Origin of the sequence: Arthrobacter sp. SLBN-83 (genome assembly GCF_006715285.1) — a bacterium.
Lineage (GTDB): Bacteria > Actinomycetota > Actinomycetes > Actinomycetales > Micrococcaceae > Arthrobacter.
Genome location: NZ_VFMX01000001.1, coordinates 163176 through 187982 on the forward strand (window position 1 = coordinate 163176; position 24807 = coordinate 187982).

21 protein-coding genes and 1 riboswitch are annotated in these 24807 nt (G+C 66.0%); of the genes, 8 read left to right on the forward strand and 13 right to left on the reverse strand.

Annotated elements, in window-relative coordinates; all coding sequences use genetic code 11:
• Positions 1 to 106 precede the first annotated feature (106 nt).
• The 3 genes from sdhA (at position 107) to FBY30_RS00675 (ending at position 3639) form a co-directional block, all read left to right on the forward strand.
• Positions 107 to 1906 (forward strand): succinate dehydrogenase flavoprotein subunit, encoded by a 1800-nt coding sequence (gene sdhA / locus FBY30_RS00665; RefSeq protein ID WP_142130711.1) that lies wholly within the window; start codon positions 107 to 109, stop codon positions 1904 to 1906.
• A 1-nt stretch (position 1907) separates the two neighbouring features.
• Entirely contained in the window at positions 1908 to 2690 is a 783-nt protein-coding gene (locus tag FBY30_RS00670) for a succinate dehydrogenase iron-sulfur subunit (protein WP_142130712.1), read from the forward strand.
• 175 nt (positions 2691 to 2865) lie between these two features.
• A complete protein-coding gene (locus FBY30_RS00675; protein ID WP_142130713.1) occupies positions 2866 to 3639 on the forward strand; it encodes an alpha/beta hydrolase in 774 nt (257 codons plus the stop codon).
• 31 nt (positions 3640 to 3670) lie between these two features.
• Here the strand turns inward: FBY30_RS00675 and FBY30_RS00680 are convergent, their stop codons facing one another.
• Complete coding sequence (locus tag FBY30_RS00680) at positions 3671 to 4972, reverse strand: ABC transporter substrate-binding protein (RefSeq protein WP_142130714.1); 1302 nt, start codon at positions 4970 to 4972, stop codon at positions 3671 to 3673.
• A 301-nt stretch (positions 4973 to 5273) separates the two neighbouring features.
• On the opposite strand from FBY30_RS00680, the gene FBY30_RS00685 reads away from it, so the two are divergent.
• Positions 5274 to 7562 (forward strand): hypothetical protein, encoded by a 2289-nt coding sequence (locus FBY30_RS00685; protein WP_142130715.1) that lies wholly within the window; start codon positions 5274 to 5276, stop codon positions 7560 to 7562.
• Between the two features lie 46 nt (positions 7563 to 7608).
• On the opposite strand, the gene FBY30_RS00690 is transcribed toward FBY30_RS00685, so the two are convergent.
• The 10 genes from FBY30_RS00690 to glyA all read right to left on the reverse strand — a co-directional run bounded on the left by FBY30_RS00690 (position 7609) and on the right by glyA (position 16874).
• Positions 7609 to 8580, reverse strand: a complete 972-nt coding sequence (locus FBY30_RS00690) for a YihY/virulence factor BrkB family protein (protein WP_235009526.1) — start codon at positions 8578 to 8580, stop codon at positions 7609 to 7611.
• 58 nt (positions 8581 to 8638) lie between these two features.
• Complete coding sequence (locus FBY30_RS00695) at positions 8639 to 9340, reverse strand: 2'-5' RNA ligase family protein (RefSeq protein ID WP_235009277.1); 702 nt, start codon at positions 9338 to 9340, stop codon at positions 8639 to 8641.
• Positions 9341 to 9344: 4 nt separating this feature from the next.
• Complete coding sequence (gene trpS, locus FBY30_RS00700) at positions 9345 to 10388, reverse strand: tryptophan--tRNA ligase (RefSeq protein WP_142130717.1); 1044 nt, start codon at positions 10386 to 10388, stop codon at positions 9345 to 9347.
• 16 nt (positions 10389 to 10404) lie between these two features.
• Entirely contained in the window at positions 10405 to 11238 is an 834-nt protein-coding gene (locus tag FBY30_RS00705) for an exodeoxyribonuclease III (protein WP_142130718.1), read from the reverse strand.
• Between the two features lie 10 nt (positions 11239 to 11248).
• Positions 11249 to 11812 (reverse strand): hypothetical protein, encoded by a 564-nt coding sequence (locus tag FBY30_RS00710; protein WP_142130719.1) that lies wholly within the window; start codon positions 11810 to 11812, stop codon positions 11249 to 11251.
• An 83-nt stretch (positions 11813 to 11895) separates the two neighbouring features.
• The gene (locus tag FBY30_RS00715; protein WP_142130720.1) at positions 11896 to 12708 is read right to left on the reverse strand and encodes an ABC transporter permease; all 813 of its coding nucleotides are present in this window, start codon (positions 12706 to 12708) and stop codon (positions 11896 to 11898) included.
• The gene (locus tag FBY30_RS00720; RefSeq protein WP_235009278.1) at positions 12705 to 13559 is read right to left on the reverse strand and encodes an ABC transporter permease; all 855 of its coding nucleotides are present in this window, start codon (positions 13557 to 13559) and stop codon (positions 12705 to 12707) included. The genes FBY30_RS00715 and FBY30_RS00720 overlap by 4 nt, the downstream gene beginning before the upstream one ends.
• Positions 13552 to 14526, reverse strand: a complete 975-nt coding sequence (locus tag FBY30_RS00725) for an ABC transporter ATP-binding protein (RefSeq protein WP_142130721.1) — start codon at positions 14524 to 14526, stop codon at positions 13552 to 13554. The genes FBY30_RS00720 and FBY30_RS00725 overlap by 8 nt, the downstream gene beginning before the upstream one ends.
• A 143-nt stretch (positions 14527 to 14669) precedes the next feature.
• Positions 14670 to 15572 carry a bifunctional methylenetetrahydrofolate dehydrogenase/methenyltetrahydrofolate cyclohydrolase gene (locus FBY30_RS00730; protein WP_142130722.1) on the reverse strand — a complete coding sequence of 301 codons (903 nt, stop codon included), beginning with the start codon at positions 15570 to 15572 and terminating at the stop codon, positions 14670 to 14672.
• Between the two features lie 3 nt (positions 15573 to 15575).
• Positions 15576 to 16874, reverse strand: coding sequence for a serine hydroxymethyltransferase (glyA, locus tag FBY30_RS00735; protein ID WP_142130723.1), 1299 nt, complete (start codon positions 16872 to 16874; stop codon positions 15576 to 15578).
• 147 nt (positions 16875 to 17021) lie between these two features.
• Positions 17022 to 17107, reverse strand: a riboswitch (ZMP/ZTP riboswitch).
• A gap of 43 nt (positions 17108 to 17150) precedes the next feature.
• Here glyA and purU point away from each other — a divergent pair.
• Both purU and FBY30_RS00745 read left to right on the forward strand, forming a co-directional pair.
• Positions 17151 to 18011 carry a formyltetrahydrofolate deformylase gene (gene purU / locus FBY30_RS00740; RefSeq protein ID WP_142130724.1) on the forward strand — a complete coding sequence of 287 codons (861 nt, stop codon included), beginning with the start codon at positions 17151 to 17153 and terminating at the stop codon, positions 18009 to 18011.
• 75 nt (positions 18012 to 18086) lie between these two features.
• Positions 18087 to 18608, forward strand: a complete 522-nt coding sequence (locus tag FBY30_RS00745) for a gamma carbonic anhydrase family protein (RefSeq protein WP_142130725.1) — start codon at positions 18087 to 18089, stop codon at positions 18606 to 18608.
• On the opposite strand, the gene FBY30_RS00750 is transcribed toward FBY30_RS00745, so the two are convergent.
• Together FBY30_RS00750 and FBY30_RS00755 are read right to left on the reverse strand one after the other, a co-directional pair.
• Positions 18605 to 20341 (reverse strand): flavin monoamine oxidase family protein, encoded by a 1737-nt coding sequence (locus FBY30_RS00750; RefSeq protein WP_200830605.1) that lies wholly within the window; start codon positions 20339 to 20341, stop codon positions 18605 to 18607. The genes FBY30_RS00745 and FBY30_RS00750 overlap by 4 nt on opposite strands.
• Entirely contained in the window at positions 20338 to 21768 is a 1431-nt protein-coding gene (locus FBY30_RS00755) for an amino acid permease (RefSeq protein WP_235009527.1), read from the reverse strand. The genes FBY30_RS00750 and FBY30_RS00755 overlap by 4 nt, the downstream gene beginning before the upstream one ends.
• A 195-nt stretch (positions 21769 to 21963) precedes the next feature.
• Here FBY30_RS00755 and alr point away from each other — a divergent pair, with 195 nt between their 5' ends.
• Positions 21964 to 23202 carry an alanine racemase gene (gene alr / locus FBY30_RS00760; RefSeq protein ID WP_235009279.1) on the forward strand — a complete coding sequence of 413 codons (1239 nt, stop codon included), beginning with the start codon at positions 21964 to 21966 and terminating at the stop codon, positions 23200 to 23202.
• Positions 23192 to 24799, forward strand: a complete 1608-nt coding sequence (locus FBY30_RS00765) for a PucR family transcriptional regulator (protein WP_142130727.1) — start codon at positions 23192 to 23194, stop codon at positions 24797 to 24799. The genes alr and FBY30_RS00765 overlap by 11 nt, the downstream gene beginning before the upstream one ends.
• Positions 24800 to 24807 lie beyond the last annotated feature (8 nt).

Below are 24807 nucleotides of genomic sequence, written 5' to 3' on the forward strand. Positions count from 1 at the left end.
CTGGCACAACCCCGGGCCCGCGGGCTTTCCCGCGGGCCCTGTTTTGCGGAGCAGGCAAAGCCGCCCCGTTGTTTCATAGCGAATTTTGAGAGAAAGAGCGTCTGGTATGCAGGTCCATAAGTACGACGTCGTCATCGTCGGTGCCGGTGGCGCTGGCATGCGCGCCGCGATCGAATCCGGTCAGCGCGCCCGCACAGCAGTACTGACCAAGCTCTACCCCACCCGCTCGCACACGGGTGCGGCACAGGGTGGCATGTGTGCTGCCCTTGCCAACGTCGAGGAAGACAACTGGGAATGGCACACGTTCGACACCGTCAAGGGTGGCGACTACCTGGTTGACCAGGATGCAGCCGAGGTCATGGCCAAGGAAGCCATCGACGCAGTGCTGGACCTGGAAAAGATGGGCCTGCCCTTCAACCGCACGCCCGAAGGCCGGATCGACCAGCGGCGTTTCGGTGGCCACACCCGCGACCACGGCAAGGCACCTGTCCGCCGCGCTTGCTACGCCGCAGACCGCACCGGCCACATGATCCTGCAGACCCTGTACCAAAACTGCGTCAAGCACAACGTTGAGTTCTACAACGAGTACTACGTCCTGGACCTGCTGACCGTTGAAGAGGACGCTGTCCGCGAAGACGGCACACCGTACAAGCAGAAGCGTGTTGCCGGCGTCGTCTCCTACGACCTCGCGTCCGGCGAACTGCACGTCTTCCAGGCCAAGTCCGTGGTGTTCGCCTCCGGCGGTGCGGGCAAGGTCTTCAAGACCACCTCCAACGCCCACACCCTGACCGGTGACGGTATGGGCATCGCCTTCCGCCGTGGCATCCCGCTGGAGGACATGGAGTTCTTCCAGTTCCACCCGACAGGCCTCGCGGGCCTGGGCATCCTCCTGTCCGAGGCCGCCCGCGGTGAAGGTGCCATCCTCCGCAACTCCGAGGGTGAGCGCTTCATGGAGCGCTACGCCCCCACCATCAAGGACCTGGCGCCGCGTGACATCGTGGCCCGCTCCATGGCCAACGAGGTGCGCGAAGGCCGCGGCTGCGGCCCGAACAAGGACTACGTCCTCCTGGACCTGACCCACCTGGAGCCGGCACACATCGATGCCAAGCTTCCGGACATCACCGAGTTCGCCCGCACCTACCTGGGCGTGGAACCGTACACGGAGCCGGTGCCGGTGTTCCCCACCGCGCACTACGCCATGGGCGGCATCCCCACCAACATCCAGACCGAGGTCCTGCAGGACAACGACACCGTGATCCCCGGCCTCTACGCCGCCGGTGAAGTGGCCTGCGTGTCCGTCCACGGCTCCAACCGCCTGGGCACCAATTCGCTGCTGGACATCAACGTGTTCGGCAAGCGCGCCGGCATCGCCGCTGCGGAGTACGCCAAGACCGCACAGTTCGTGGAACTGCCGGAGAACCCGCTGGCCTACACCACCGAACTGCTTGACGTTGCCCGCAACGGCACCGGCGATGAGAAGGTGGCCCAGATCCGCAAGGAACTGCAGGACACGATGGACGCCAACATGCAGGTGTTCCGCACGGCGGACACCCTGAACCAGGTGCTGCGGGACATCGCCTCCTTCGAGGAGCGGTACAAGCGCATCAACGTCCAGGACAAGGGCAAGCGCTTCAACCTGGACCTGCTCGAGGCCGTTGAGCTCGGCTTCCTGCTGGAACTGGCCAAGGTCATGACCGTGGCCGCCCTGCACCGCGAGGAATCCCGCGGCGGACACTTCCGCGAGGACTTCCCCGAGCGTGACGACGAGAAATTCATGAAGCACTCCATGGCGTACAAGGACGACCACGCGCCGGCCGACGGATCGGCGGAATCAATCGCCGGCATCCGCCTCGCCACCAAGCCGGTTGTCTTTACCCGCTACGAGCCGATGGTGAGGAAGTACTAAGATGACCGCTGAAATCGCTGAGCCAGCCTCAAAGGTTGAACTTCCTGCCGGCGTTGGCGGGGGCGGGGAAATCCCTACGTTCGACGTCCACATGCGGGTGCGCCGGTACAACCCGGAGGTTTCCGAGGAAGCCACCTGGGATGACTTCCACCTGACCATGTACGGCACGGACCGTGTCCTTGACGCCCTGCACAAGGTGAAGTGGGAGATGGACGGCACCCTGTCCTTCCGCCGCTCCTGCGCCCACGGCGTGTGCGGCTCCGACGCCATGCGCATCAACGGCCGCAACCGCCTTGCCTGCAAGACGCTGCTGAAGGACCTGGACACGTCCAAGCCCATCACGGTGGAACCCATCAAGGGCCTGCCGGTGGAGAAGGACCTCATCGTCGACATGGAACCCTTCTTCCAGTCGTACCGCGAAGTCATGCCCTTCCTGATCAACAAGGGCCACGAGCCCACCCGGGAACGCCTGCAGTCCGCCGAGGACCGTGAGCGCTTCGACGACACCACCAAGTGCATCCTGTGCGCCGCGTGCACGTCCTCCTGCCCGGTGTTCTGGACCGATGGCCAGTACTTCGGCCCCGCAGCGATCGTCAACGCGCACCGCTTCATCTTCGATTCCCGTGATGACGCCGGCGACATGCGCCTGGAGATCCTCAACGACAAGGAAGGCGTGTGGCGCTGCCGCACCACCTTCAACTGCTCGGAGGCATGCCCCCGCGGCATCCAGGTCACCCAGGCCATTGCTGAAGTGAAGCAGGCCATCCTGGCCCGCAGGATCTAGTACGTTCAACAACAGCTATAACGGCCGACGGCGTCGCTCACCACGTGTGGTGACGGCGCCGTCGTCGTTTCAACACAAATACACCCAGGATGCTCTATCACTTTTGGTCCCTAAGCCGGGGGTTTAGGGACCAAAAGTGATAGAGCAAGCTGTCCGCCCGCAGAAAGGGTCTCCGTTGTCCCGCTCCGAAAAAGTCACGTTCGCCGGCTCCACAGGCGAGCTGCTGTCCGGCATCATCGACATCCCAGAAGGTCCCGTCAAGGGCTGGGGCGTCTTCTCGCACGGGTTCACCCTGGGCAAGGACAGCCCCTCCGCGGCCCGCATGTGCAAGGCGCTGGCGGACAGCGGCATCGGGATGCTGCGCTTCGACAACCTGGGCCTGGGCGGCTCCGCGGGCGAATGGTCCGAGGGGTCGTTCAGCCACAAGGTGGCCGATACGGTGAAGGCGGCAGAGTTCATGCGCAGCGAGGGCAAGGAGATTTCCCTGCTGGTGGGCCACTCGTTTGGCGGCGCGGCGGTCCTTGCTGCCGCGCGGGACATTCCGGAGCTCGACGCCGTGGCGACAGTAGGAGCCCCCTTCTCGCCCAAGCACGTGGCCCACGTCTTCGACGCTGCACTGGACAGGATCCTCAGCGAGGGCAGCGCCGAAGTGGACCTGGGCGGCAAGCGGGTGGAGATCCGCCGGCACTTCGTGGAGGACCTGGAAAATGCGGACCTGACCGACTGCATCAAGCAACTGCACAAGCCCCTGATGGTGCTGCACTCCCCCACCGACAACACCGTGGGGATCGAGAACGCCAGCACCATCTTCCAGACCGCCAGGCACCCGCGGAACTTTGTCTCCCTTGAAGGCAGCGACCACCTGCTGACGGGGAAGGGCCAGGCTGCCCGCGCCGCGCGCATCATCGCAGCCTGGGCTGACCAGTACCTCGACGCCGCGCCAGCCTGACGCCCTACCCGGCTCCCCGGGCGGCCGAGGCCTATTTGCCGATGGCCGCCTTGCTCTCGCTCAGCCACTGTTCGGCTGCCTTCTCAGGCGTGAGCCGCTTGAACAGCACGTCCGTGTTGATCCGGGCAGTGATCTCCGAAACGGCGGTGGAACCGGTGGGGCCGATGTACGTGGGTGCGAAGTCCATCTTTCCGATCTGGTTGATGTACTCCGCTTCCACCTTGCCTTGCGGTGTGAGCAGGTCCTGGATGGCGGCGCGCATTTCAGAGTTCCCGGGAATGCCCCTGTCGCTCTGGATGATCTTGGCTGCGGCCGGGTTGTTGACCAGGAAGTTCACAAGCTTTGCGGCGGCATCAGTGTGCTTGCTACGGGCTGAGATCGTGTAGAACTGCGAGGACTGGAGCCAGATTCCCGGGGTCGGCTTTTCGCCGGGCAGCTTGAGCAGTTTCAGGTCTGCGCCGGAGGCCTTGCTGAGGGCGGTCAGCGAATTGCTCCAGGTGAGCATCATCCCGGCCTTGCCCATGCCCATCAGGGTCTGCTCCGTGCTGACGTTGAGCTTTTCCACCGTCTCCGACGCACTCGGAGCAGCACCGGATTCGCTGAGCTTCAGCGAGTAGTCAAAGTAGTCCTGCACCGTCTGCTTGCTTAGTCCCAACTGCCCGTCCTGGGTGTAAAGCGATTCTCCGCGCTGTCGGGCGAAGGCATCCAAAGAGTCATGGGTGAGGACTGTGGCCGTTCCGTAGGTCCCCTTGGGGCTCTTGGCCGTGATGTCGCCGGCAATCCTGGCGAAGTCATCCCAGCTCCATGTGCTGTCATCCGGCATGGGGACGCCCGCCGCCTTGAAGACCGCGGGATTCACGACGATCGCCAAGGCGTTGGCACCCGTGGAGACTCCGTACTGCTTGCCCTTGACCTGGCCGTTTTCCAGGGCGCCCTGGTCGATCTTGGATAAGTCCAGGGAGCCCTGCACCTTGGTCAGGTCCAGCAGCGCGCCCCTGTTGGCGTACTCCGCTGGGTAGGCACCGCCCATTGTGATGACGTCCGGGGCGTCGTTGGCGGCCATTTGGGTGGCGAGTTTGTCGAAGTAGCCGCTGATGTCGCCGTATTCCGGCTTGACCTTAATGTTGGGGTTGGCAGCCTCGAATTCCGCAATGGCCTTGTTGGTCAGGTCTGCCCGCCCGGCATTGCCCCACCAGGAGAACCGGATTTCCACCGGCCCGTCCTCGGCCTTATTGGATGACGGGCTGGAACAGCCGGCGGTCACGGCCAAAAGGGCCGCGGCCGACAGGACGGCAAGGGATTGGCGGATTGTTCGGGCAGCATGACGCGACATTGGGCAGGCTTCTTCCTTGACTGGGAGGGGGCGGGAAAGCGGTTTCGTGAAACGTATCAATAGCTTTGGGGGTCGTCAATAGAGGGGGCATTGGGCTTTTTGGACTTTCCCGCGCGTCGAAAGCTTTCGGCGCAGGGCAGTGCGCGGAAGGCCTTGACGGCGCCGCGGAAGCCAGTAAAAGATGGGAGCACAGAAACCGCTTTCTAGCGCCCCTGCCCCTTATTCGCACAGAGGGCAGCCATCCGTGCATTCGGAGAAAGCGCGGCGTCAGCCACACAAAACCCGTAGGAGGGCGTGCACCGTGCACAGCCGCAGCAGCACCGTACGGCCGCAGGCCATGGCCCAGGCAAAACAGCCACCAGAACCTATCGACAGGAAGGTGCTGGTCCAGCGCCACAATGTCCAGCAGCAGAAGCTTGATCCGCGGAGCCCTATATCGGTAGGCAACGGCGAGTTCGCCTTCACCATGGACCTCACTGGCCTTCAAACCTTGCCAGCTGCGTATCCTGTAGGCCCGCGCGAGGATGCGCTCCCCCCGGGAACCCTACTGGGCACCCAGTCCACGTGGGGCTGGCATGCAGCGCCGGGCGGGGAAGGCTATACGCTGGCAGCTTCCACTGTCCGTTACGATTCACCGCGCGGTCCGGTGCCGTACGTGGGCATGGTGGGAGACATCGTGAACGATCGCGAAACGGGCACCTCCGTGGGGGAAACATGGCTGCGTGCCAATCCGCACCGCTTGGACCTGGGACGCATCGGCTTCCAGCTTCTGCATGACGGGGCCAGCCGGCCGATCAACCCCGGTGAGCTCTCCGACACCGTCCAGACCTTGGATTTGTGGTCGGGTGTTGTCGCCAGCACCTTCACTGTTGCCGGCCACCCCGTGCAGGTCACCACGGCCTGCAATCCGCACCGCGACGAACTCGGCATCCGCGTGGAGTCACCTGCGCTCGGCGACGGCCTGGTCATCGCCCTCGACTTCCCGTACGGATCTGAGGCGTGGCACAACGCCGCGGACTGGAGCCGGCCGGACGCCCACACCACAACCCTCAACGGACCCCTGCCTGCAGTGCTTCATCCGGGGGCCACGAGCTGGACGGTGGACCGCGAGCTGGACAACTCGCAGTACCACGTAGTGGTCACGGGGCAGGGCCTGGTGGTGGAGCAGTCGGGACCGCACCAAGTACGCATCCGCCGGGATGACCTCCCGCGCCAGGACGTCATCGACCTGTCCATCGAATTCATTTCCGGAGGCGACGGCGACTGCATCCCCCGCGCCGGCGCCGGCCTTTCACGGGTGGCAGGCAAGGTGGGCGCAGGCAGGAAGGCCCGTCCCGGCGTCGAGCTTTCCCCGGACGCCCCTCCGCTTGCCGGCGAAAACCAGCCCGGCAGCAACGTTGCGACTGCGTCAACGGAGCACTGGCCCAGGTTCTGGCGCTCCGGAGGTGCAATAGAACTGGCCGCTACGCCGGACCCCAGGGCCAGGGAGCTGGAACGACGCATCGTCCTCTCCCAGTACCTGACCGCCGTCAACTGCTCCGGATCGCTGCCGCCGCAGGAAACGGGCCTGGTGTGCAACTCGTGGCGGGGACGCTTCCACCTGGAGATGCACTGGTGGCACGCTGCCCATTTTGCGCACTGGGACCGGGTGGAGCTGCTCCTCCCCTCCCTGCGCTGGTATTCAACAGTGCTGGAGACGTCCCGGCAGACGGCGCGGGCACAGGGGTTCGACGGCGCCCGCTGGCCAAAGCAGGTAGGCCCGGATGGACGGGAGAGCCCCAGCCCGATCGGTACGTTCCTTATTTGGCAGCAACCGCATCCCATCCACTTGGCGGAACTGGTGTATCGGGCCAGCCCCAGCCGGGAGGTGCTTGAGGAGTTCGCGGACATCGTGTTCGAATCCGCGGCGTTCATGGCCAGCTTCGCCCACCCCACGCCGCAGGGTTTCGAACTTGGCCCGCCGCTCATACCGGCGCAGGAAAGCTACGGATCCATGCGGGCAGAGGTCACGAATCCCACCTTTGAACTTGCCTACTGGCAGTGGGGCCTCCGGACGGCCGCCGCCTGGCGGGAACGGCTGGGACTGGAACCGATGCAGGCCTGGCAGAGGGTTGCTGACGGGCTGGTGCGCCCGCGCGTGGTCAAGGGTGTCTACGCAGCCATCGACGTGGAACCGTTCACCATCCGGACTGACCATCCCTCCATGCTCTGCGCCCTCGGCGTCCTCCCGCTGACGGACCTGATCGATGAAGACATCATGCGGGCCACCCTGGACGACGTGCTGGCCGACTGGGACTGGGGCAGCACCTGGGGCTGGGACTATCCCGTGATAGCCATGGCCGCCGCACGGCTGGGCGATCCGGAAGCCGCCGTAAACGCGCTCCTGCAGGACGCCGGCAAAAACACGGTCCTGCCAAACGGGCACAACCGCCAAACGGATTCCCTGCCGCTGTACCTTCCGGGCAATGGCGGTCTGCTTGCCGCCGCCGCGCTGATGGCCGCCGGGTGGGACCAGGGTCCGGATCGCCATGCTCCCGGTTTCCCGTCCGGCTGGACCGTGAAGTGGGAAGGTCTGGTGCCGGCGCCCTGAGGGTCAACGCTGCCGGCCCGCCGGGCGTGCAGCTTGCCAGGCAGTGTCACGTCTGCGGCGTGGCGCGCTTTGCACCGAGGATGGCCTTGCGGGGAGTGCCGCCGGAGTCCAGGTCCGCCTCGCGTACGGCCGCCCACCCCGCCGAGACGAGGTAGACCTGGCTGACCAGGTTGAACCAGATCAAAAGCCCGATGATGACGGCAAAGGAGGCCAGGAGGGGGTTTCGGCTGGCACCGCCCAGCAGCTCGGTGCTGAAGATCTGCAGGATGGTGGTGCCCAGCGCAGCAAGGATGGTGCTTTCCAGCAAAGCCCGGCGCGACAGCTTCAGGCCCGCAGCCAGCCGGAACATGATCAGCGCCGTGACCCAGTTAAGGACCAACGGCACAATGATCTTCACGGACGTGGTGAGTGGCCCGGCCAAGGCGTCGGTGAGGTGCAGGAAGTTGGAAACCCACCCGGCCGCAGTGCCGAACACCAGTGAAGCAGCCGCGCTGATCACCAGGGACACGCCCAGCAGCAGGAGGATTCCGGCGTCGCGCAGCTTCAGCAGGATGGGATTGACCATCAGCGGCGGCAGCTGCAGCACACCGCGGAGTCCATCGCGCAGGCCGTTGATCCAGCCCAGCGAGGTGACCACGGTGACGACGGCACCGATCACCGCGGTCCAGCCAAGCCCGCTGGGGTCCAGCAGGTCCTTGGGGTCCACAAGGCCTTGGCCGCCATTGATTTTAAGGAGGCCTGGGGCGCTTCTGGCCACGCTGCCGATGATGGTGTCCAGCAGGGCGGGTTGGCCGCTCAACACCAGGCCGGCAATGGAAAAGCCGGTGGCCAGCAGGCCTGTGATGGAGAAGAACATGTTAAAGCCGATGCCGGCGCTCATCAACGGCCCGTAGTGGAGGCTGTAGTGCCGGAAGGCCCTCATGGGCCGCAGGACGTTCAGGCGCGCGGTAAACCACTGGCCCAGAGCCATCAGGGCTGCGAACTTTCCTCCGGACCGGCGCGCCCGGTTCCACTCAATCCGTTTTTCGATAACCGCCAGCTTCAGCCGGTCGAGCTCGGTAGGCAGCGGCTGCTGGTTATCCTGCTTCGGTTGGGGCGTCCGCGGCAGCATCCGTGAAGCGGGTGCCGCCGTCGTTGTCAGTTTCGGTCCCAAAGTCCAGCTCTTCCCGTAGCTGCCAGATGCCGTCGGCATCGTGCTCATAGAGTCCCATGCTAACCACGGGGAAGGTTGCCCTGTAGTTCTTCAGCACCGTTTCGGCCTCATCCAGGCTTTCCGGGGCGACGTCGTGGGCGATGGTGACGTGCGGATGGTAGGCAAAAGGCAGCTCGCGGTGGAGCGGGCCCTGCTGGAGCTTGCGGTGCAGGTCCACGCAGTCGTCGAACCCGTCCTCAACGTTTATGAAGACCACGGGCGAAACGGGGCGGAATGTCCCGGTCCCGGCGATGGTGACCATGAAGGGGCTCTGGCATCGGGCGACTTCGCGGACATGCCGGCGCGTGGCTTCCCAGTCCTGCGTGGGGGTGGTGGTCACCAGCGTGATGTGCGCCGGCACAACATCGGCCATGGGGTCGCCAAAGGACGCCCGCCAGCGCTGCAGTTCCCCTGCTATCTCGGGTGGGAATCCCAGGATGACGCCCACACTGATTTCTTCACTCCGTGCTTCATGTTCCGCAGCGGCACTCCTGCCGGATTGGTCTCCGAACCGGTCGGCCAGGGTCTGCTCCACCTGGCCGGCGGAGCAGGCACCTCCCCTGGCGGTGACGTTTCTCGAAGACATGGCGCTAGCGGACTCCTGCGAGGCTGAGGGACGGCAGGAAACCCATGCGCTGGTACACCTGGCCCAGCGTGACCGAGGCGATCTCCCTGGCCCGTTCCGCGCCAAGGGCCAGCAGCCGGTCAAGTTCTGCGGGGTCGGCCATCAGCTCATTGGTCCGGTTGCGGAGCGGGGTGATGAAGTCCACCACCACCTCGGCGAGGTCCACTTTGAGGTGGCCGTACATCTTCCCCTGGTACTCGGCTTCGAGGTCCGCCACGGACTTGCCCGTCAGGGAGGAGTAGATGGTCAGCAGGTTGGACACCCCGGGCTTCTCCTCAGGATCGAAGCGGATGTCCGTTCCGGCGTCGGTCACGGCCGACTTGATGCGCTTGGCCGCAATCTTGGGATCCTCCAGCAGTTGGATGGCACCGTTGGGGGACTCCCCCGTCTTGGACATCTTTGCGCTGGGCTTCTGGAGATCGTAGATCTTGGCGCTTTCCTTGACGATCGTGGCCTCGGGAACGGTGAACGTGTGGCCGAACCTGGTGTTGAACCGCTGCGCCAGGTTCCGGGTCAGTTCCAGGTGCTGGCGCTGGTCCTCGCCCACCGGCACCAGGTCGCTCTGGTACAGCAGGATGTCCGCGGCCATCAGTGTGGGGTAGGCAAAAAGGCCCAGGGTGGCGGAGTCCGCCCCGGACTTCTGGGTCTTGTCCTTGAACTGCGTCATGCGGGAGGCCTCGCCGAAGCCGGTGATGCAGTTCAGCGCCCAGGCGAGCTGTGCGTGCTCGGGAACGTGGGACTGGACGAAGAAGATGCTCTTGTCCGGATCGATCCCGGCGGCAATGTACTGGGCCGCCACGATGCGGGTGCGCTTTGCCAGTTCGGCGGGGTCGAAGTCCACGGTGATCGCATGCAGGTCCGGGATGAAGAAGACGGCGTCGTACTCCGCCTGCATGTCCACCCAGTTGCGCACGGCTCCGATGTAGTTGCCCAGGTGCAGGGAATCGGCGGTGGGCTTGGCGCCGGAAAGAATGCGCTTCTTGTCGGTGGAGGAAGTCTGGGTGGTCATGGAAAAACTTTCGGGCTTAGAGCTGGTAGTCCACTACCAGCGGGGCGTGGTCGGAGAAGCGGGTGTCCCAGGTGGCTGCACGGTCTACAACAGCCGAAATGGCGGACGCGGCCAGCCCGGGGGTGGCCATGTGGTAGTCGATGCGCCAGCCGGTGTCGTTGTCGAACGCCTTGCCGCGCCAGGACCACCAGGTGTACGGCCCGTCGACGTCGCCGGCAAGGTTCCGGTGGACGTCATGCCAGCCGATTTCCTCCCCGAAGAAGCGGTCGAAGTAGGCGCGTTCCTCAGGCAGGTGCCCCGCCTTTTTGAGGTTGCCCTTGGAGTTCCGGATGTCCCGTGGCGTGTGGGCAACGTTCAGGTCCCCCACAACCAGCGCGTGGTCGCTGTGCTTGGTCAGCTCCGGAAGCCGGGTGTGCATGGCGTCCAGGAAGCGGTACTTGTCATCCTGCTTGGGAGTTCCCACTTCACCGGAGTGCACGTAGGCACTGGCAACGGTGAGCTGGACGGGATTTCCAGCAGCGTCAGGGACGCGGAAATCGGCTTCCACCCAGCGCCCGGCGGTGGCGAAGTAGTCGTCGCCAATGCCGTTCCGGGTTTCCAGCGGTTCCTGCCGGGATGCGATGGCGACGCCGGCACGGCCTTTCGCTTCAGCTTCGGCGTGCAGGATATGCCAGCCATCCCCAAGCAGCTCCCGGACGATGGCGTCAGGGGCGCGCACTTCCTGCAGGCAAAGAATGTCCACTTCGCGCGGCTCCAGCCACGCCGCCATGCCGTTTTTGTAGGCAGCCCGGAGGCCGTTGACGTTCACGGATGCGATGCGAAGGTGGTCCTTGTTCAATGCCGAGCTCACCCGCTCCACTCTAGTCGATGATGGTTCCGGTCACCGGCTCCCCGCTGCCCCCGGAGGACTTGATCATGTCCCGGGCGTTGGTGGCTGTGATCTGGATGGTCTCGAGGGCGCGGTTGATGGTGTCGTGGTCCGCAGCGTCGCCCTTGGCGCGCTCCTCCTCCACCACACGGATCTGTACCTGGACGATCTTGAACGAATGGTCCAGCTTCAGGTCGCGCACCTCGTCAGCCTCGGTGCGTTCGTAGATCACCTGCGTCCCACCCTGGTCGGCGGACACGTGGGCCGGGCCGCGTCCGGTTGCCGTCTGGAAGGCACTCTGGGCCTCGGACAGCTTCGCCCCGGCCCTCTTGGCGGCCCGTTGGATGCTGAAGACCACGAACGCCGCCAGCGCAAGCCAGAAGCCGGCGATGATGGCCACAACCCAGCCCACGACGTCGTTCTGGTTTGCCGCGAAAATAACCGCCACAACGAAAGCCGTCACCAGGACCATCAACCCCGGTCCGCTGATCCGGAACATCGAAAAACCGCCCCGGGCGGGTTTGGAGGATGACGAGGAGCTGCCCAAAGTTCGCATGCAGCTATTGTCTCAAACGCAAGAGTGTGCTTCCGCCGCCTTCCACCCCCGGCGAACACCCTTGGCCACGCAGACTTCCCTAACTACTTCAGGAACAGGCTCCGCAGGCGCAGGGTGGTCAGCAGCATCCCGACGGCGGTCATCACCAGGTAGTAGCCAACGTGCAGCGGCGTGGCGGCGGTAAAGCTCCCCACACTGATCTGCCGCAGCAGCTCCACCCCGTGCCACAGCGGCATGGCTTGGATGAACCACTGGATGGGCTGCGGGTAAACGCTTAGGGGGTAGAAGGTGGCGCTGAACAGGAACATGGGCAGCAGGATGAAGTTGATCCAGTCCATCTGCTGGAAGGTCTTGAGGAAGCTGGTGATGCCCATGCCCAGGCTGGCGAATCCGAAGGCAATGAGCACGGATGCCGGAATCATCAGCAGCGCCCATGGCGTGGTGATCAGCCCCATCACACCCATGACCGCCGTGAACCCGGTGGCGTAAAGCATTCCCCGCAGCAGGGCCAGGAAGATCTCCCCCAACGCGACATCCAGCGGGCCCAGCGACGTGTAGAGCATGCCCTGGTACAGCTTGGCGAAGTTCATCTTGAAGAAGACGTTCCACGTGGAGTCGTACACCGCACCGTTCATGGCCGAGACAGCCAGCAGTGCGGGCGCGATGTAGGCGGCGTAGCTGATGTGCGTGCCGTCAGGCCCCTGGACGTCGCCAACGATCGCCCCGAGGCCCACGCCCATGGAGATGAGGAACAGGACGGGCTCGAAGAACCCGGACACCATCACCAGCCAGTTGGTGCTCCGCGTGGCCATAAGCCCCCGGGAGATCACGGCCCTGGCGTTACGGGAGTACAGCGGCCCGAACGTCCGGCGGCGGGCCTGTGCGGGGGCGCTCACTGGCCCAGCCTCAGGGCAAAGCGGCGCCGCGTCAGCACCCACCCCAGGGCAGCCAGCGCCGCGAGCACGGCAACGTGGAGAACCGTGAGGAGCGGCGGCTCCCGGTATCCGAAGCTGAACACCCGGCCCAGTTCCGTGCCGTGCCAGATGGGTGAGATCCACCCGATCCAGCGGACGGCCAATGGCAGGTTGTCCAGTGGAAAGAACGTGCCGGAGAACAGGAACAGCGGCATCACGATGAACCTCATCACCAGCGCGAACTGGCCCTTGTCCTCGGTGATGGAGGCTGAGTAGGCCATCAGCGGCAGCCCAAAGGCCAGCCCCGTCAGGGTGGCCACCAGGATGCCCGCCCAGCCCCAGCCCGACGGCGACGCACCAAACAATGCCACGGCGGCGAAGTAGATGCCTGACTGCAGCAGCAGGCGCAGCGTCACGGCAATGATCTGGCCGGCGGCGATCTGCTGCGGTGTCAGCGGCGAGGCGTGGGGGCCAAAGTAGATTCGCCGCCACTTGAAGCCGTCCATGATGGGAAACGTGAACTCATTCGCGGCCGTCATCACGGCGGCGGACACCAGCAGTGCAGGGGCGATGAAGGCCAGGTAGGAGACGCCGCCGAAGGCCGCGTTGCCGGTGTCCACCAGGGTGGCCAGGCCCACGCCCATGGCAAACAGGTATGCCACTGGCTGGCCCACGCTGTACATCACGATGGACCAGGTGTACCCCTTCATGACGCGGAGCACCTGCTCGGCGTAGTAAAAAGCACCCCAGCGCCGCGCCTTGGCGGCCGAGACCTCCGGTGAATGAGCGCGCAGGCGGGGGCTCAAGCCAACCCCGTCCAGTGATTCAGTCAACGAGGCTCCGCCCGGTGAGCCGCAGGAACACGTCCTCCAGCGAGGACCTGCGCACCAGCGATGTCAGCGGCCTCAGGCCGCGGGCCGATACCTGCTCCAGGGCCGACTCGCCGTCGTGCGCGTACATCAGCACCCGGTCCGGCAGCACCTCAAGGCGTTCCCCGATGCCTTCCAGCTGCGCCCCGATGGTGGCGTTGCGTTCCGAACCGAACCGCAGCTCCACCACTTCGCGGGTGGAGTGCTCACGGATCAGCTGCGCGGGCGATCCCTCGGCCATGATGCGCCCCTTGTCCACCACGATCAGCCGGTCGCAGAGCTGCTCCGCTTCATCCATGTAGTGGGTGGTGAGAATCAGGGTGACGCCCTGTTCCTTCAGCCGGAACAGCCGGTCCCAGAGGATGTGGCGGGCCTGCGGGTCCAGCCCGGTGGTGGGTTCGTCCAGCAGCAGGATCCGCGGTTCGTTGATGAGGGACCGGGCAATGGTGAGGCGGCGCTTCATGCCGCCGGAGAGCGCATCCACCCGGGATTTTGCCTTGTCCGTCAGCTGGGCGAACTCCAGCAGTTCGTCCGCTTTGGGCTTGAGGTAGCTCATGGGCAGGCCGAAGTAGCGGCCGTAGACAAGGAGGTTGTCGCGGACGCGCAGTTCCTCGTCCAGGTTGTCCTGCTGCGGCACTACGCCCAGGTGCGCGCGCACCTCCGGGCCGTGTGTGTCCGGGTCCAGTCCCATGATGTTGAGCTGCCCCGCGGAGCGCCGGGTGACGCCGCCGATCATCTTCATGGTGGTGGATTTGCCCGCGCCGTTGGGCCCGAGCAGCCCGAAGGACTCCCCCGCGGGCACGGCGAACGAGATGCCGTCGACGGCGGCGACATCGCCATAGGTCTTGGTCAGGTTTTCAGCGGAGATGACGGTGCCGGAAGGCGGGCCCGTGGTCAGTGTGCCGGCAGGCCTCAGGGCGTGGTTGTGCACCTGTGCAGACTAGTGGAGGCGCGGCGCATGTGGAAGGACGCTTGCAGTTTCGTTATTAACGTCCGACGGCGGCACGGCGCCTTTCCGGGGAAAGGTGCCGTGCCGCCGTCGTACTTCTTCCTGGCGGGACTACCGCGCGGTGCCTACTGGCCGATGCCTGCAGCGCGTTCCGCGGCCTCCACCACGTTGGTCATCAGGAGGGCCACCGTCATGGGGCCCACGCCGCCGGGGTTCGGCGAGATCCAGCCTGCTACCTCGGCGGCAGCCGGATCAATGTCACCGTAGACGCGGCTCTTGCCGGTTTCGGGGTCCGTCTCCCGGGTGACGCCGACGTCCAGCAGGGCTGCCCCCGGCTTCACGTCCGACGCCTTGACGATGTGCTTCACGCCTGCCGCACCCACGATCACGTCCGCCTGCTTCAGCAGTTCGGACAGGTTCGTGGTGCCCGTGTGGGTCAGGGTCACGGTGGCGTTGACGTCCCGCCGCGTGAGCAGCAGGCCGATCGAGCGGCCGATGGTGACGCCGCGGCCCACCACCACAACGTGCTTGCCGGCGAGGCTGTACCCGTTGCGCTGCAGGAGCTCGATGACACCGCGCGGGGTGCACGGCAGCGGCGTGGTGATCTTGTTGTTGACGTTCAGCACCAGCCGGCCCAGGTTGGTGGGGTGCAGGCCGTCGGCGTCCTTGGCGGGATCAATCCGCTCCAGGATGGCGTCAGTGTCCAGGTGCTTGGGCAGCGGCAACTGCACGATGTAGCCGTGGCAGGCGGGGTCCGCATTGAGTTCGTCAATGAGGGCCTCCACCTGTTCCTGGGTGGCGTCGGCCGGAAGCTCGCGCTGGATGGAGTTCATCCCGATCTGCACGGACTGCTTGTGCTTCATGGAGACGTACAGCTGCGAGGCGGGGTCGGCGCCCACCAGCACAGTGGCGATGCCGGGGGTAACGCCCTTGGCCTTGAGTGCGGCCACGCGTTCGGTCAGCTCGGCCTTGATGGCAGCGGCGGTGGCCTTGCCGTCAAGGATCTGTGCGGTTGTGGTTTCAGTCATTGGTCACCACTGCTCGTGCTGCGGGTAGAGCGGGAAGTCTGCCGCCAGCTTGTCCACGCGTGCCTGCAGGGCCTCGACGTCGGCGCTGTTGCCTGCCTTGAGCGCGGTGGCGATGATCTCGGCGACCTCGGTGAACTCGGTGGCGCCGAAGCCGCGGGTGGCCAGGGCCGGGGTGCCGATCCGCAGGCCGGAGGTGACCATCGGCGGGCGGGGGTCGAACGGCACGGCGTTGCGGTTGACGGTGATGCCCACGGAGTGCAGGAGGTCCTCGGCCTGCTGGCCGTCAAGCTGCGAGTTGCGCAGGTCGACGAGCACCAGGTGGACATCCGTGCCGCCGGTGAGGACGGAGACGCCGGCCTGGGCGACGTCGGCCTGGTTCAGGCGGTCGGCGATGATCCTGGCCCCTTCAAGGACGCGCTCCTGGCGCTCCTTGAATTCCTGGGTGCCGGCGATCTTGAAGGCCACGGCCTTGGCGGCGATCACGTGCATCAGCGGGCCGCCCTGCTGGCCGGGGAAGACGTTGGAGTTCAGCTTCTTGCCGTACTGTTCCTTGGCCAGAATCACACCGGAGCGGGGACCGGCCAGGGTCTTGTGCACGGTGGAGGTGACGACGTCGGAGTGCGGCACCGGGCTGGGGTGCAGGCCTGCAGCCACGAGGCCGGCGAAGTGTGCCATGTCGGTCCAGAGCAGCGCACCCACCTCATCGGCGATGGAGCGGAAGGCGGCGAAGTCCAGGTGGCGCGGGTAGGCGGACCAGCCGGCGATGATCACCTGGGGCTTTTCCCTGATGGCCTGCTCGCGGAGCTTGTCCATGTCCACCCGGAAGGTGTCTTCCTCCACCTGGTAGGCGGCAACTTCGTAGAGCTTGCCGGAGAAGTTCAGCTTCATGCCGTGGGTGAGGTGGCCGCCGTGGGCCAGGGACAGGCCCAGGATCTTGTCGCCGGGGGTGATCATGGCGGAGAGGGCGGCAGCGTTGGCCTGCGCCCCGGAGTGCGGCTGGACGTTGGCGAACTCGGCGCCGAAAAGTGCCTTGACCCGGTCGATGGCCAGCTGCTCTGCAACGTCAACGTATTCGCAGCCGCCGTAGTAGCGGCGGCCCGGGTAGCCCTCGGCGTACTTGTTGGTGAGGACTGAGCCCTGGGCCTCCATCACGGCGCGGGGCGCGAAGTTCTCGGAGGCGATCATTTCCAGGGTGCCGCGCTGGCGGCCAAGCTCCTGCTCGAGGACTTTGGCGATTTCGGGGTCGAGCTCAGCCAGCGGCTGGTTGCTGACGGCTGTGGTTGAGGTGGCTGTAGTAGTCACGAAGAACTCCTGGCTAGGGATACGGGCACTGCTTAGGTCAGGCTACCGGCTGGCGCGCTTCCGCACCGTGTTGATGACAGGGCGTGAAAGCTCGGCATGGTGCTGCAGTCCTGACGCGGGCGCAGCCCCAATTTCCGGCAAAACATGACCCTCGGCCCAGGCGTACGATCCGTGGTCTTCGTGATTGCCGCTCCCTGGTGGTTAGCCACCCAACGCCAGTTGCGACCGTTCCAGCCTACCAAAACCGGCGCCCCCGGCGCGGGTAGGCTATTACGCGTGAATGAACAGCTGCTGAACCAAGCGTATGTAGTAACCCTGTCCTGCCCGGACCGCCCCGGAATTGTCCACGCCGTGGCCGGAGCCCTGCTGGTGGCGGGGTGCAACATTACGGATTCGCAGCAGTACGGCAGCCCATCAACCGGGAACTTCTTCATGCGGGTGGAGGTGACCACGGCTGCCCCCAAGTCGGAGCTGCGGGCCGCGCTTGAGCCGGTGGCCGATGCCTTCTCCATGCAGTGGAGCCTCAACACCGTTGGCGACAAGGTCCGCACCCTGGTGATGTGCAGCACCTCGGCCCACTGCCTTAATGACCTGCTTTTCCAGCAGCGCTCCGGCACGCTGCCCATTGAAATCCCGGCCATCGTCTCCAACCACCAGGACCTGGCCGGTCTGGCAGAGTTCTACGGCATCCCGTTCCACTACATTCCGGTGACCAAGGACACCAAGGTGGAGGCGGAGGACAAGCTGCGCGCCCTCATCGCCGAGCACGACATTGAGCTGACGGTCCTTGCCCGGTACATGCAGATCCTGTCCGATGAACTCTGCACCGACCTCACGGGCAAGGCCATCAACATCCACCACTCGTTCCTGCCCTCCTTCAAGGGCGCCAAGCCGTACCACCAGGCGCATGCGCGCGGCGTGAAGCTGATCGGCGCCACCGCCCACTACGTCACCGCCGCCCTGGACGAGGGGCCGATCATCGAGCAGGAAGTCATCCGGGTGGACCACGCCCGCACCGCCGAGCAGTTTGTCCAGATGGGCCGCGACGTGGAGGGCCGCACGCTGGTCCAGGCCGTGCAGTGGCACGCCGAGCACCGGGTGCTGCTGGACGGCAACCGGACGGTGGTCTTCAACTAGGCAGCCCCCCCCTGGCGGCGGCAGTCGCAAAGGACACGGAAGCCCCGGCCGGCAGGGGTGCCTTAGGGTGAAGCCATGGCTCCTCTCTACCCTTTCGCCGGCAACGCCCCGGCCGTCCATGAAACAGCGTTCGTGGCCCCATCGGCTTCCATCATCGGCAATGCCACCCTGGGCCCTGACTCCAGCGCCTTCTACGGTGTCTCCGTCCGCGCCGACACGGCGCCCATCGCCGTCGGCGCCGGCAGCAACCTGCAGGACAACGTGGTGCTGCACGCCGACCCCGGCTTCCCCTGCACGGTGGGCGAACGCGTCAGTGTGGGGCACGCCGCCGTCGTGCATGGCTGTACCGTGGAGGACGACTGCCTGATCGGCATGGGCGCCACCGTCCTGAACGGCGCAGTGATCGGCGCCGGCTCGCTGGTGGCGGCCGGCGCCGTGGTCCTCGAAGGAACGGTGGTCCCGCCCCGCTCACTGGTGGCGGGCGTACCCGCCAAGGTGCGCCGCGAACTCACCGATGAAGAGTTCGACGGCGTCCGCGCCAATGCGACGCGCTACGTGGAACTCGCGGCGAAACACCGCGAGCTCCACGCTGGCTAGTCCAGGCTGATCGGGCCGAACTCCTCCAGTAGGTCACCCGGTCCCGGGTTGCCCGGCGCGGATGAGCCGCCCAGGTGTTTCACCACACCCCAGACCGCGTTCAGCCCGGTGGTGACGGCGCCCTCGGCCCAGCCGGCGGTGAAGGAGACGTCGTCGCCAGCCAGGAAGATGCCGCGCTGGGATTCCGGCAGCTTGTCCTGCTTGAAGTGCGTGAACAGCCGCTGCTGGTAGCGGTAGTGCCCGGGCAGGTTGGCCTTGAAGGCGCCCATGAAGTTGGGGTCCGCCTCCCAGGACACGGTAATGGGCTGGCCCACGATGTGCCCGGCGATGTCCACCCCCGGATAGATCTGCTCGAGCGAGTGCAGCATCAGCTCCACCCGCTCGTCGGCATCCAGTGCCAGCCACTTCAGGGCGTCGTCGTTCCAGGTGTAGGAGAGCAGGATCACGGCCGGCTGGTCCGGGCCGTTGTCCAGCAGGTACGTGGCGCGGTTAAGCCGGTCCGTCAGGGTCATGGACAGGACCTCGTTGCCGGTTTCGGGATCGATGTCCTTCCAAAACGGCCGGTCCACCATGACGAACGTCTTGGAGGACTGCATGTAATGCGATTTCTCCATGGCGGTCCACAGCTCGGCCGGAAAGAGTGCCTCTTCGGTGTGGATCCTGGTGGACAGCAGCCATGACTGGCAGGTGGTGACCACGGCCGGGTAGCTGGCCTCGCGGCCCCAGCGTTCCCGGACCCGCAGGTTGCCGTCCGGGTCCCGGCTGATTTTCCCCACGGCGCCGCGGGGCGAGCCCGAGTGCAACGAGGCCAGGGAGGTGCCGGCAGGCCAGTGCGCCAGGTCCAACGGCGCGTGCTGCCACAGTGCCTCGGGCAGCCGCTGCGCTCCCCCGCGGATGAGCCGGTGCTGGTCGTCCGCGTCGGTGTAGACCACGCGGAGGATTTCCAGGATGGAGTTGGGAAAGTCCGTGTCCCAGCCGCCGGTTCCGAAGCCCACCTGGCCGAAGGCTTCCCGGTGGGCGAACCCTGCCTTCTTAAAGGAGTCGCTGGCAGCGATGAAGCCGTAGAAGGTCTGCTCGTCCATCAGCGGGAGCAGTTCGTTCCACAGTTCCTTGATGCGCGCCATGTCCCGCGCCTTGATGGCCTCCTGCATCTCCACGAACTTGGCGCCGTCGTTGACCGCGGCCTTCCAGGCGTCAGCCACCTCACGGAAGAACGGCGGCAGATCGCCGGACTTTTCCGCGTAGTACTTCTTGCCGGCCAGCTCAATCACCGTGCTGGAGGTGGCCTCAGCAAGGGGGTTGGGGAAGTCCTGCGTCTCCAGGCCCAGCAGGTCCACGTAGTGGTAGAAGGCCTTGCCGGAAACCGGGAACCGCATGCCGCCCAGGTCCGCCACCACGCCGGGGGCGGCGGGGAAGGCGGCTGTCCGGAGCCGGCCACCGATCTGGTCTGCTTCGTAGACAACGGGCCGGAGCCCAAGTTTCATCAGTTCGTAGGCGGTCACCAGGCCGGACAGCCCGGCGCCTATGACGGCCACTTCGGTGCCGTACAGTTCCGGCGGGACCGAGCCCAGGCCGTCCGGGTGGGCCAGGTAGTGGTCGTAGCTGAACGGAAAGTCGGGGTTCAGCATGGTGATGGGTGCTGCCTGCCCCGCAGCGCCGCGTCCGGCCGCGTCGGCCGGAGGCGTGGACGTGCTGGAGGGGTCGAAGGCGGGCAGTTCGGTGGCGATGGTCATGAGTGTGCTGCTTTCACAGGTTCCTGGCGCGGGGCCTTGGCGGTCAGTTCACGGTAGTCGAGCTCGCTGAGTGCCGCTACCTTCGAGTTCCGGCGTCCATAGCCGAAGTAGATGGCGATGCCCACGAGCATCCAGGCGCCGAAGACCAGCCAGGTATCGGCTCCGAGGTTGGCCATGAGGTAGGCGCACATCAGCGTGCCCAGCACGGGGGTCAGTGGGTAAAGCGGCACGCGGAAGCTCCGCTTCAGGTCGGGGCGGTGGCGGCGCAGGTAGATGACGGCCACGTTGACCAACGCGAAGGCGAACAGGGTGCCGATGCTGGTGGCGTCGGCCAGGGCGCCCAGCGGCACCAGCCCTGCGGTGAGGGCGACGGCGGTGCCCACGATGAGGGTGCCGGCGGCCGGGGTGCCGGTGCGGGGAGAGACGCGCCCGAAGACCTGGGGCACCAGCCCGTCCCGCGACATGGACAGCAGGATGCGGGTCTGCCCGTACAGGACGGTAAGAACGATGCTGGCGATGGCCAAAACGGCACCAACGGAAAAGAGCAGGGCGATCCAGGGCTGGTTGGTGGTCTCCTCCAGGATCTGGACCAGGGCGGCCTCGGTGCCGTCGAACCAGCCCCAGGGCCGGGCGCCGATGGCGGCGACGGCCACCAGGACGTAGATGCTGGTGACGATCACCATGGACAGCAGGATGGCGCGGGGAAGGTCGCGTTTGGGGTTCCTGGCTTCTTCACCGGCGGTGGAGGCGGCATCGAACCCGATGTAGGAGAAGAAGACCCTGGAAGCTGCGGCTGAGACGCCGGCGGCGCCCATGGGCATCAGCGGCTCGAAGTTCCCGGCGTTGAAGGCGGTAAAGGCAACGGCGCAGAAGAACAACAGGATGCCCACCTTGATGATGACGATGGCGGTGTTGATCCAGGCGCTTTCCCGTGCACCGCGGACCAGCAGGACCATGGCCAGCACCACGATGGCCACGGCGGGAATGTTCACCACTCCGCCGTCGCCCGGGGGCTGGGACATGGCGTCGGGCAGGACCTGACCGAACGCGGCCAGGGCCTCGTTGACATATTGCCCGGCGCCCACGGCCACTGCTGCCACGGAGACCGCGTATTCAAGGACCAGGCACCAGCCGCAGATCCAGGCCATACCCTCGCCCATGGTGGCGTAGGAGTAGGAGTAGCTCGAGCCGGCCACGGGCACCAGCCCCGCCATTTCGGCGTAGGAGACGGCGGAGAGCAGGGCGGCCAGGCCCGCGATGACGAACGAGATCCAGATGGCCGGGCCGGCCAGCGGCACGGACTCCCCGAGGATCACCAGGATGCCCGTCCCCAGGGTGGCGCCGACGCTGATCATGGTGAGCTGGAGGACGCCGAAGCTGCGCACCAGCCCGGTGCCACCCCCGCCGCTTCCGGCTTCGCTGATCATCTGGCCGATCGGTTTGCGGCGCAGCAACTGGGCCCGGAGGCCGGGCCGGCCGCCACGTGGCGCAAAGGTTTTTTCGGTGGTTACAGGCACAGTCAACGTTGACGTCCCTTCAGAGTAGTTTTCGGTTTCCCCTCCCCAAGGTTGGCATGTGAGGCAACTCTCAACCCGGTGCAAAATGACTTATAGTGATCCACCATGAGACTTAATGCACACACCCAGCGGCCTGCTTCGGCGGTCCTGTCCGGGCAGGTCACCGTGGACCTGTCCGCCATTTCGGACAACATCCAAGCCCTGAAGAAACGCAGCACCGCGCCCTTTTTCATGGCCGTGGTGAAGGGGAATGGTTATGGCCACGGCCTGGTTGAGGTGGCCACAACAGCGGTCCAGGCCGGCGCAGACTGGCTTGGCACGGCACAGCTCGCCGAGGCCATCACACTCCGCAGGGCGGGCATCACGGCTCCCATCCTCTCCTGGCTCTATCTGGCATCCCAGACGAGTGAGGCCATCACTGAGGCTCTGGAAAACGACGTCGATCTGTCCCACGGCAGCGTCTCCCAACTGGAGGTGCTGGCAGCCGCCGCACGGCGCCTTGGCCGTCCCGGCGTCGTACATCTTGAACTGGACAGCGGACTCAGCCGGGGTGGCGCGCGTATGGAGGACTGGGCCGGGCTGGTTGCCCGGGCCCGCCAGGCCGAGCTCGACGGCACCCTGCGGGTGCGGGGCATCTGGACCCACCTGGCGTGGGCGGACGTGCCGGCCCATCCCGGCAATGCTTCGGCAGTAGCGGAATTCGAGGACGCGGTCAGGCTGGCGAAAGAGGCCGGGCTCCAGCCCGAACTCCGGCACGTGTCGAGCTCCGCCAACATCCTGGACCGCCCCGGATTCCATTTCGACATGGTGCGTGCCGGGCTGGCCATCTACGGCCTGGCACCTGCCGACTATCTGGCTCCCGCCGACTTCGGACTGCGGCCCGCACTCAGCGTGACGGCTCCGCTGGTGATGATCAAGAAGGTTCCCGCCGGAACCGGGATCAGTTACGAGCACCAGGCCATCACCCACGAGCCGCGCTACCTGGGCCTGATTCCCCTCGGTTATGCGGATGGCATCCCCAAGGGCATCAGCGGCCGTCCGGTGGTGAGTGTCGGAGGCCGCCGGGTGCCCGTGATCGGCAAGGTGTGCATGGACCAGTTCATGGTGGACCTGGGGCCGGAGCCCGCCGGCATCGAAGTGGGTGATACCGCTGTGTTGTTTGGCGACCCCGCGTCCGGTGCAGCCAGCGCCGACGACTGGGGAGCGGCCATTGGCAGCCACGGAGACGAGATCATCAACAGGATCGCCCCGCGCCTGCCGCGTTCCTATGGCGTCGCGGGTGCGGCGCACCAGTGCCCGGACTACCAGGAGCCGGTTCGCGCCGGCATCGGCCATGCCGGCTGAGCCCGCCGCAACCGGGCGGCTGAGCTTTGTCACCCTCCAGCAGTTCCTTGACCAGCTGCCGCCGTTGCTGAAGATGCTCCACGACGGCGACAGCGGCGGCCAGTTGCTGCGGTGGGTGGAGCCCAGCGAGCTGGAGGACCCCACACCTTATCTGCCCGAGGGTGAGTTCCTGCTCACGGCCGGCCTGCCCTTCCTTGGCGAGGGGGGGTCACCTGCCAAGGTGGATGCCTATGTCCGGCGGCTGGTTGGGGCGAAGGTGGCCGCCCTCGGCTTCGGGATCAGGCCCTACTTCGACGCAGTCCCGGACGTGGTGGTGGATGCCTGCCGCAGGCACAACCTCACCTTGTTCGAGGTGCCGGAGTCGCTGCCGTTCGCTGCTATCGGGCTCGAGTTCTCGCAGCTCCTGGAGACTGACAACGCCAGGGTTTTCCGGCAGCTGGCAGAGACCAACCGTCAGCTCATGCGCGCCGTCCTCTCCCCCAAACCCGAGCACGAACTGCTGGCGGCATTGGTCCAGCGCGTACCCGTGTGGGCGGTCATGGTGGGAGCGGACGGCAGGGTGCGGGCCCGCGGCACCAACGCCGGCGGCAGCACCGCCGTCGAACTTTCCCTGTTGGAGCCGATGCTGGAACGGCTGCTGTCCGGCCGAGGCCCCCGGGTGGAAATGGACGGCTTCGACCAGCCGGGCTCGGCGCTGGTGGTGGGGCACCCGCTGCGCAGCACCAGGGATGCCAACTTGGGCGCCCTCATCCTTGGTTCCGACGTTCCGCTCACGCCCGCGCAGAACAACGTGGTCCAGTCCGTCGTCGGGCTGCTTGAGCTGCTGGTAAGGCAGCGCACCAGCGGGTCGCTGGCTCCCAGCCAGCTGGCCACCGCCGTCCTGCTGCACCCCGAAAGCCTCGTCACGGGCGGCACCAAACACCTGAACGGGCTCAAGGACCTGCTGGCGCAAAGCTTGTCCTCCACGCGCTCCGCGCCCATGCGCGTGGTGCAGGGCATCAAGGTGGAGGCGCCCGACTGGCCGGCCGGCGACAGTCCCGTGCGGGAACTCCTGCAGTGGCGGCGGATGTTCGATTCCAAGCTGGTGGAGATTACGGACTACGGGTTCGCCGCAGTGACCCGGCTCAAGGTTGACGATGCCCTGCTTGCGGACGTGGAGAAACTCGGATGGCGCCTGGTGATCGGTGAACCCACCGAGCTCACCGCCCTTCCGGCCGCCTACCAGCGTGCCACCTCGCTGCGCAGCCAGGTCCAGAGAAGCGGAAACAGCGTCCGCGCCGACGAGGTGTCCTGGTCTGTCACGGGACTGCTGGGCCGCGAGGCAGGCACCCTGCTGGCCGAAAGGCTGCTGCGGCCGGTCCTGGCGCTGGAACCGGACCGGCGCGATCCGCTGCTGGCCGTCCTCCGCGGGTGGCTCAGCGAAAACGGCAGCTGGGACGGCTCCGCGAAACTGCTGGGGCTGCACCGGAACAGCGTGCGGCGCCAGATCGGCGTCCTTGGCGACCTGCTGCAGATGGACCTGAACCAGGCGCAAGTTCGGGCTGAGCTGTGGATTGCGCTGCAGTACGCGGACGGCTTGAACGCCGGCGCTGATTGACGGCCCAG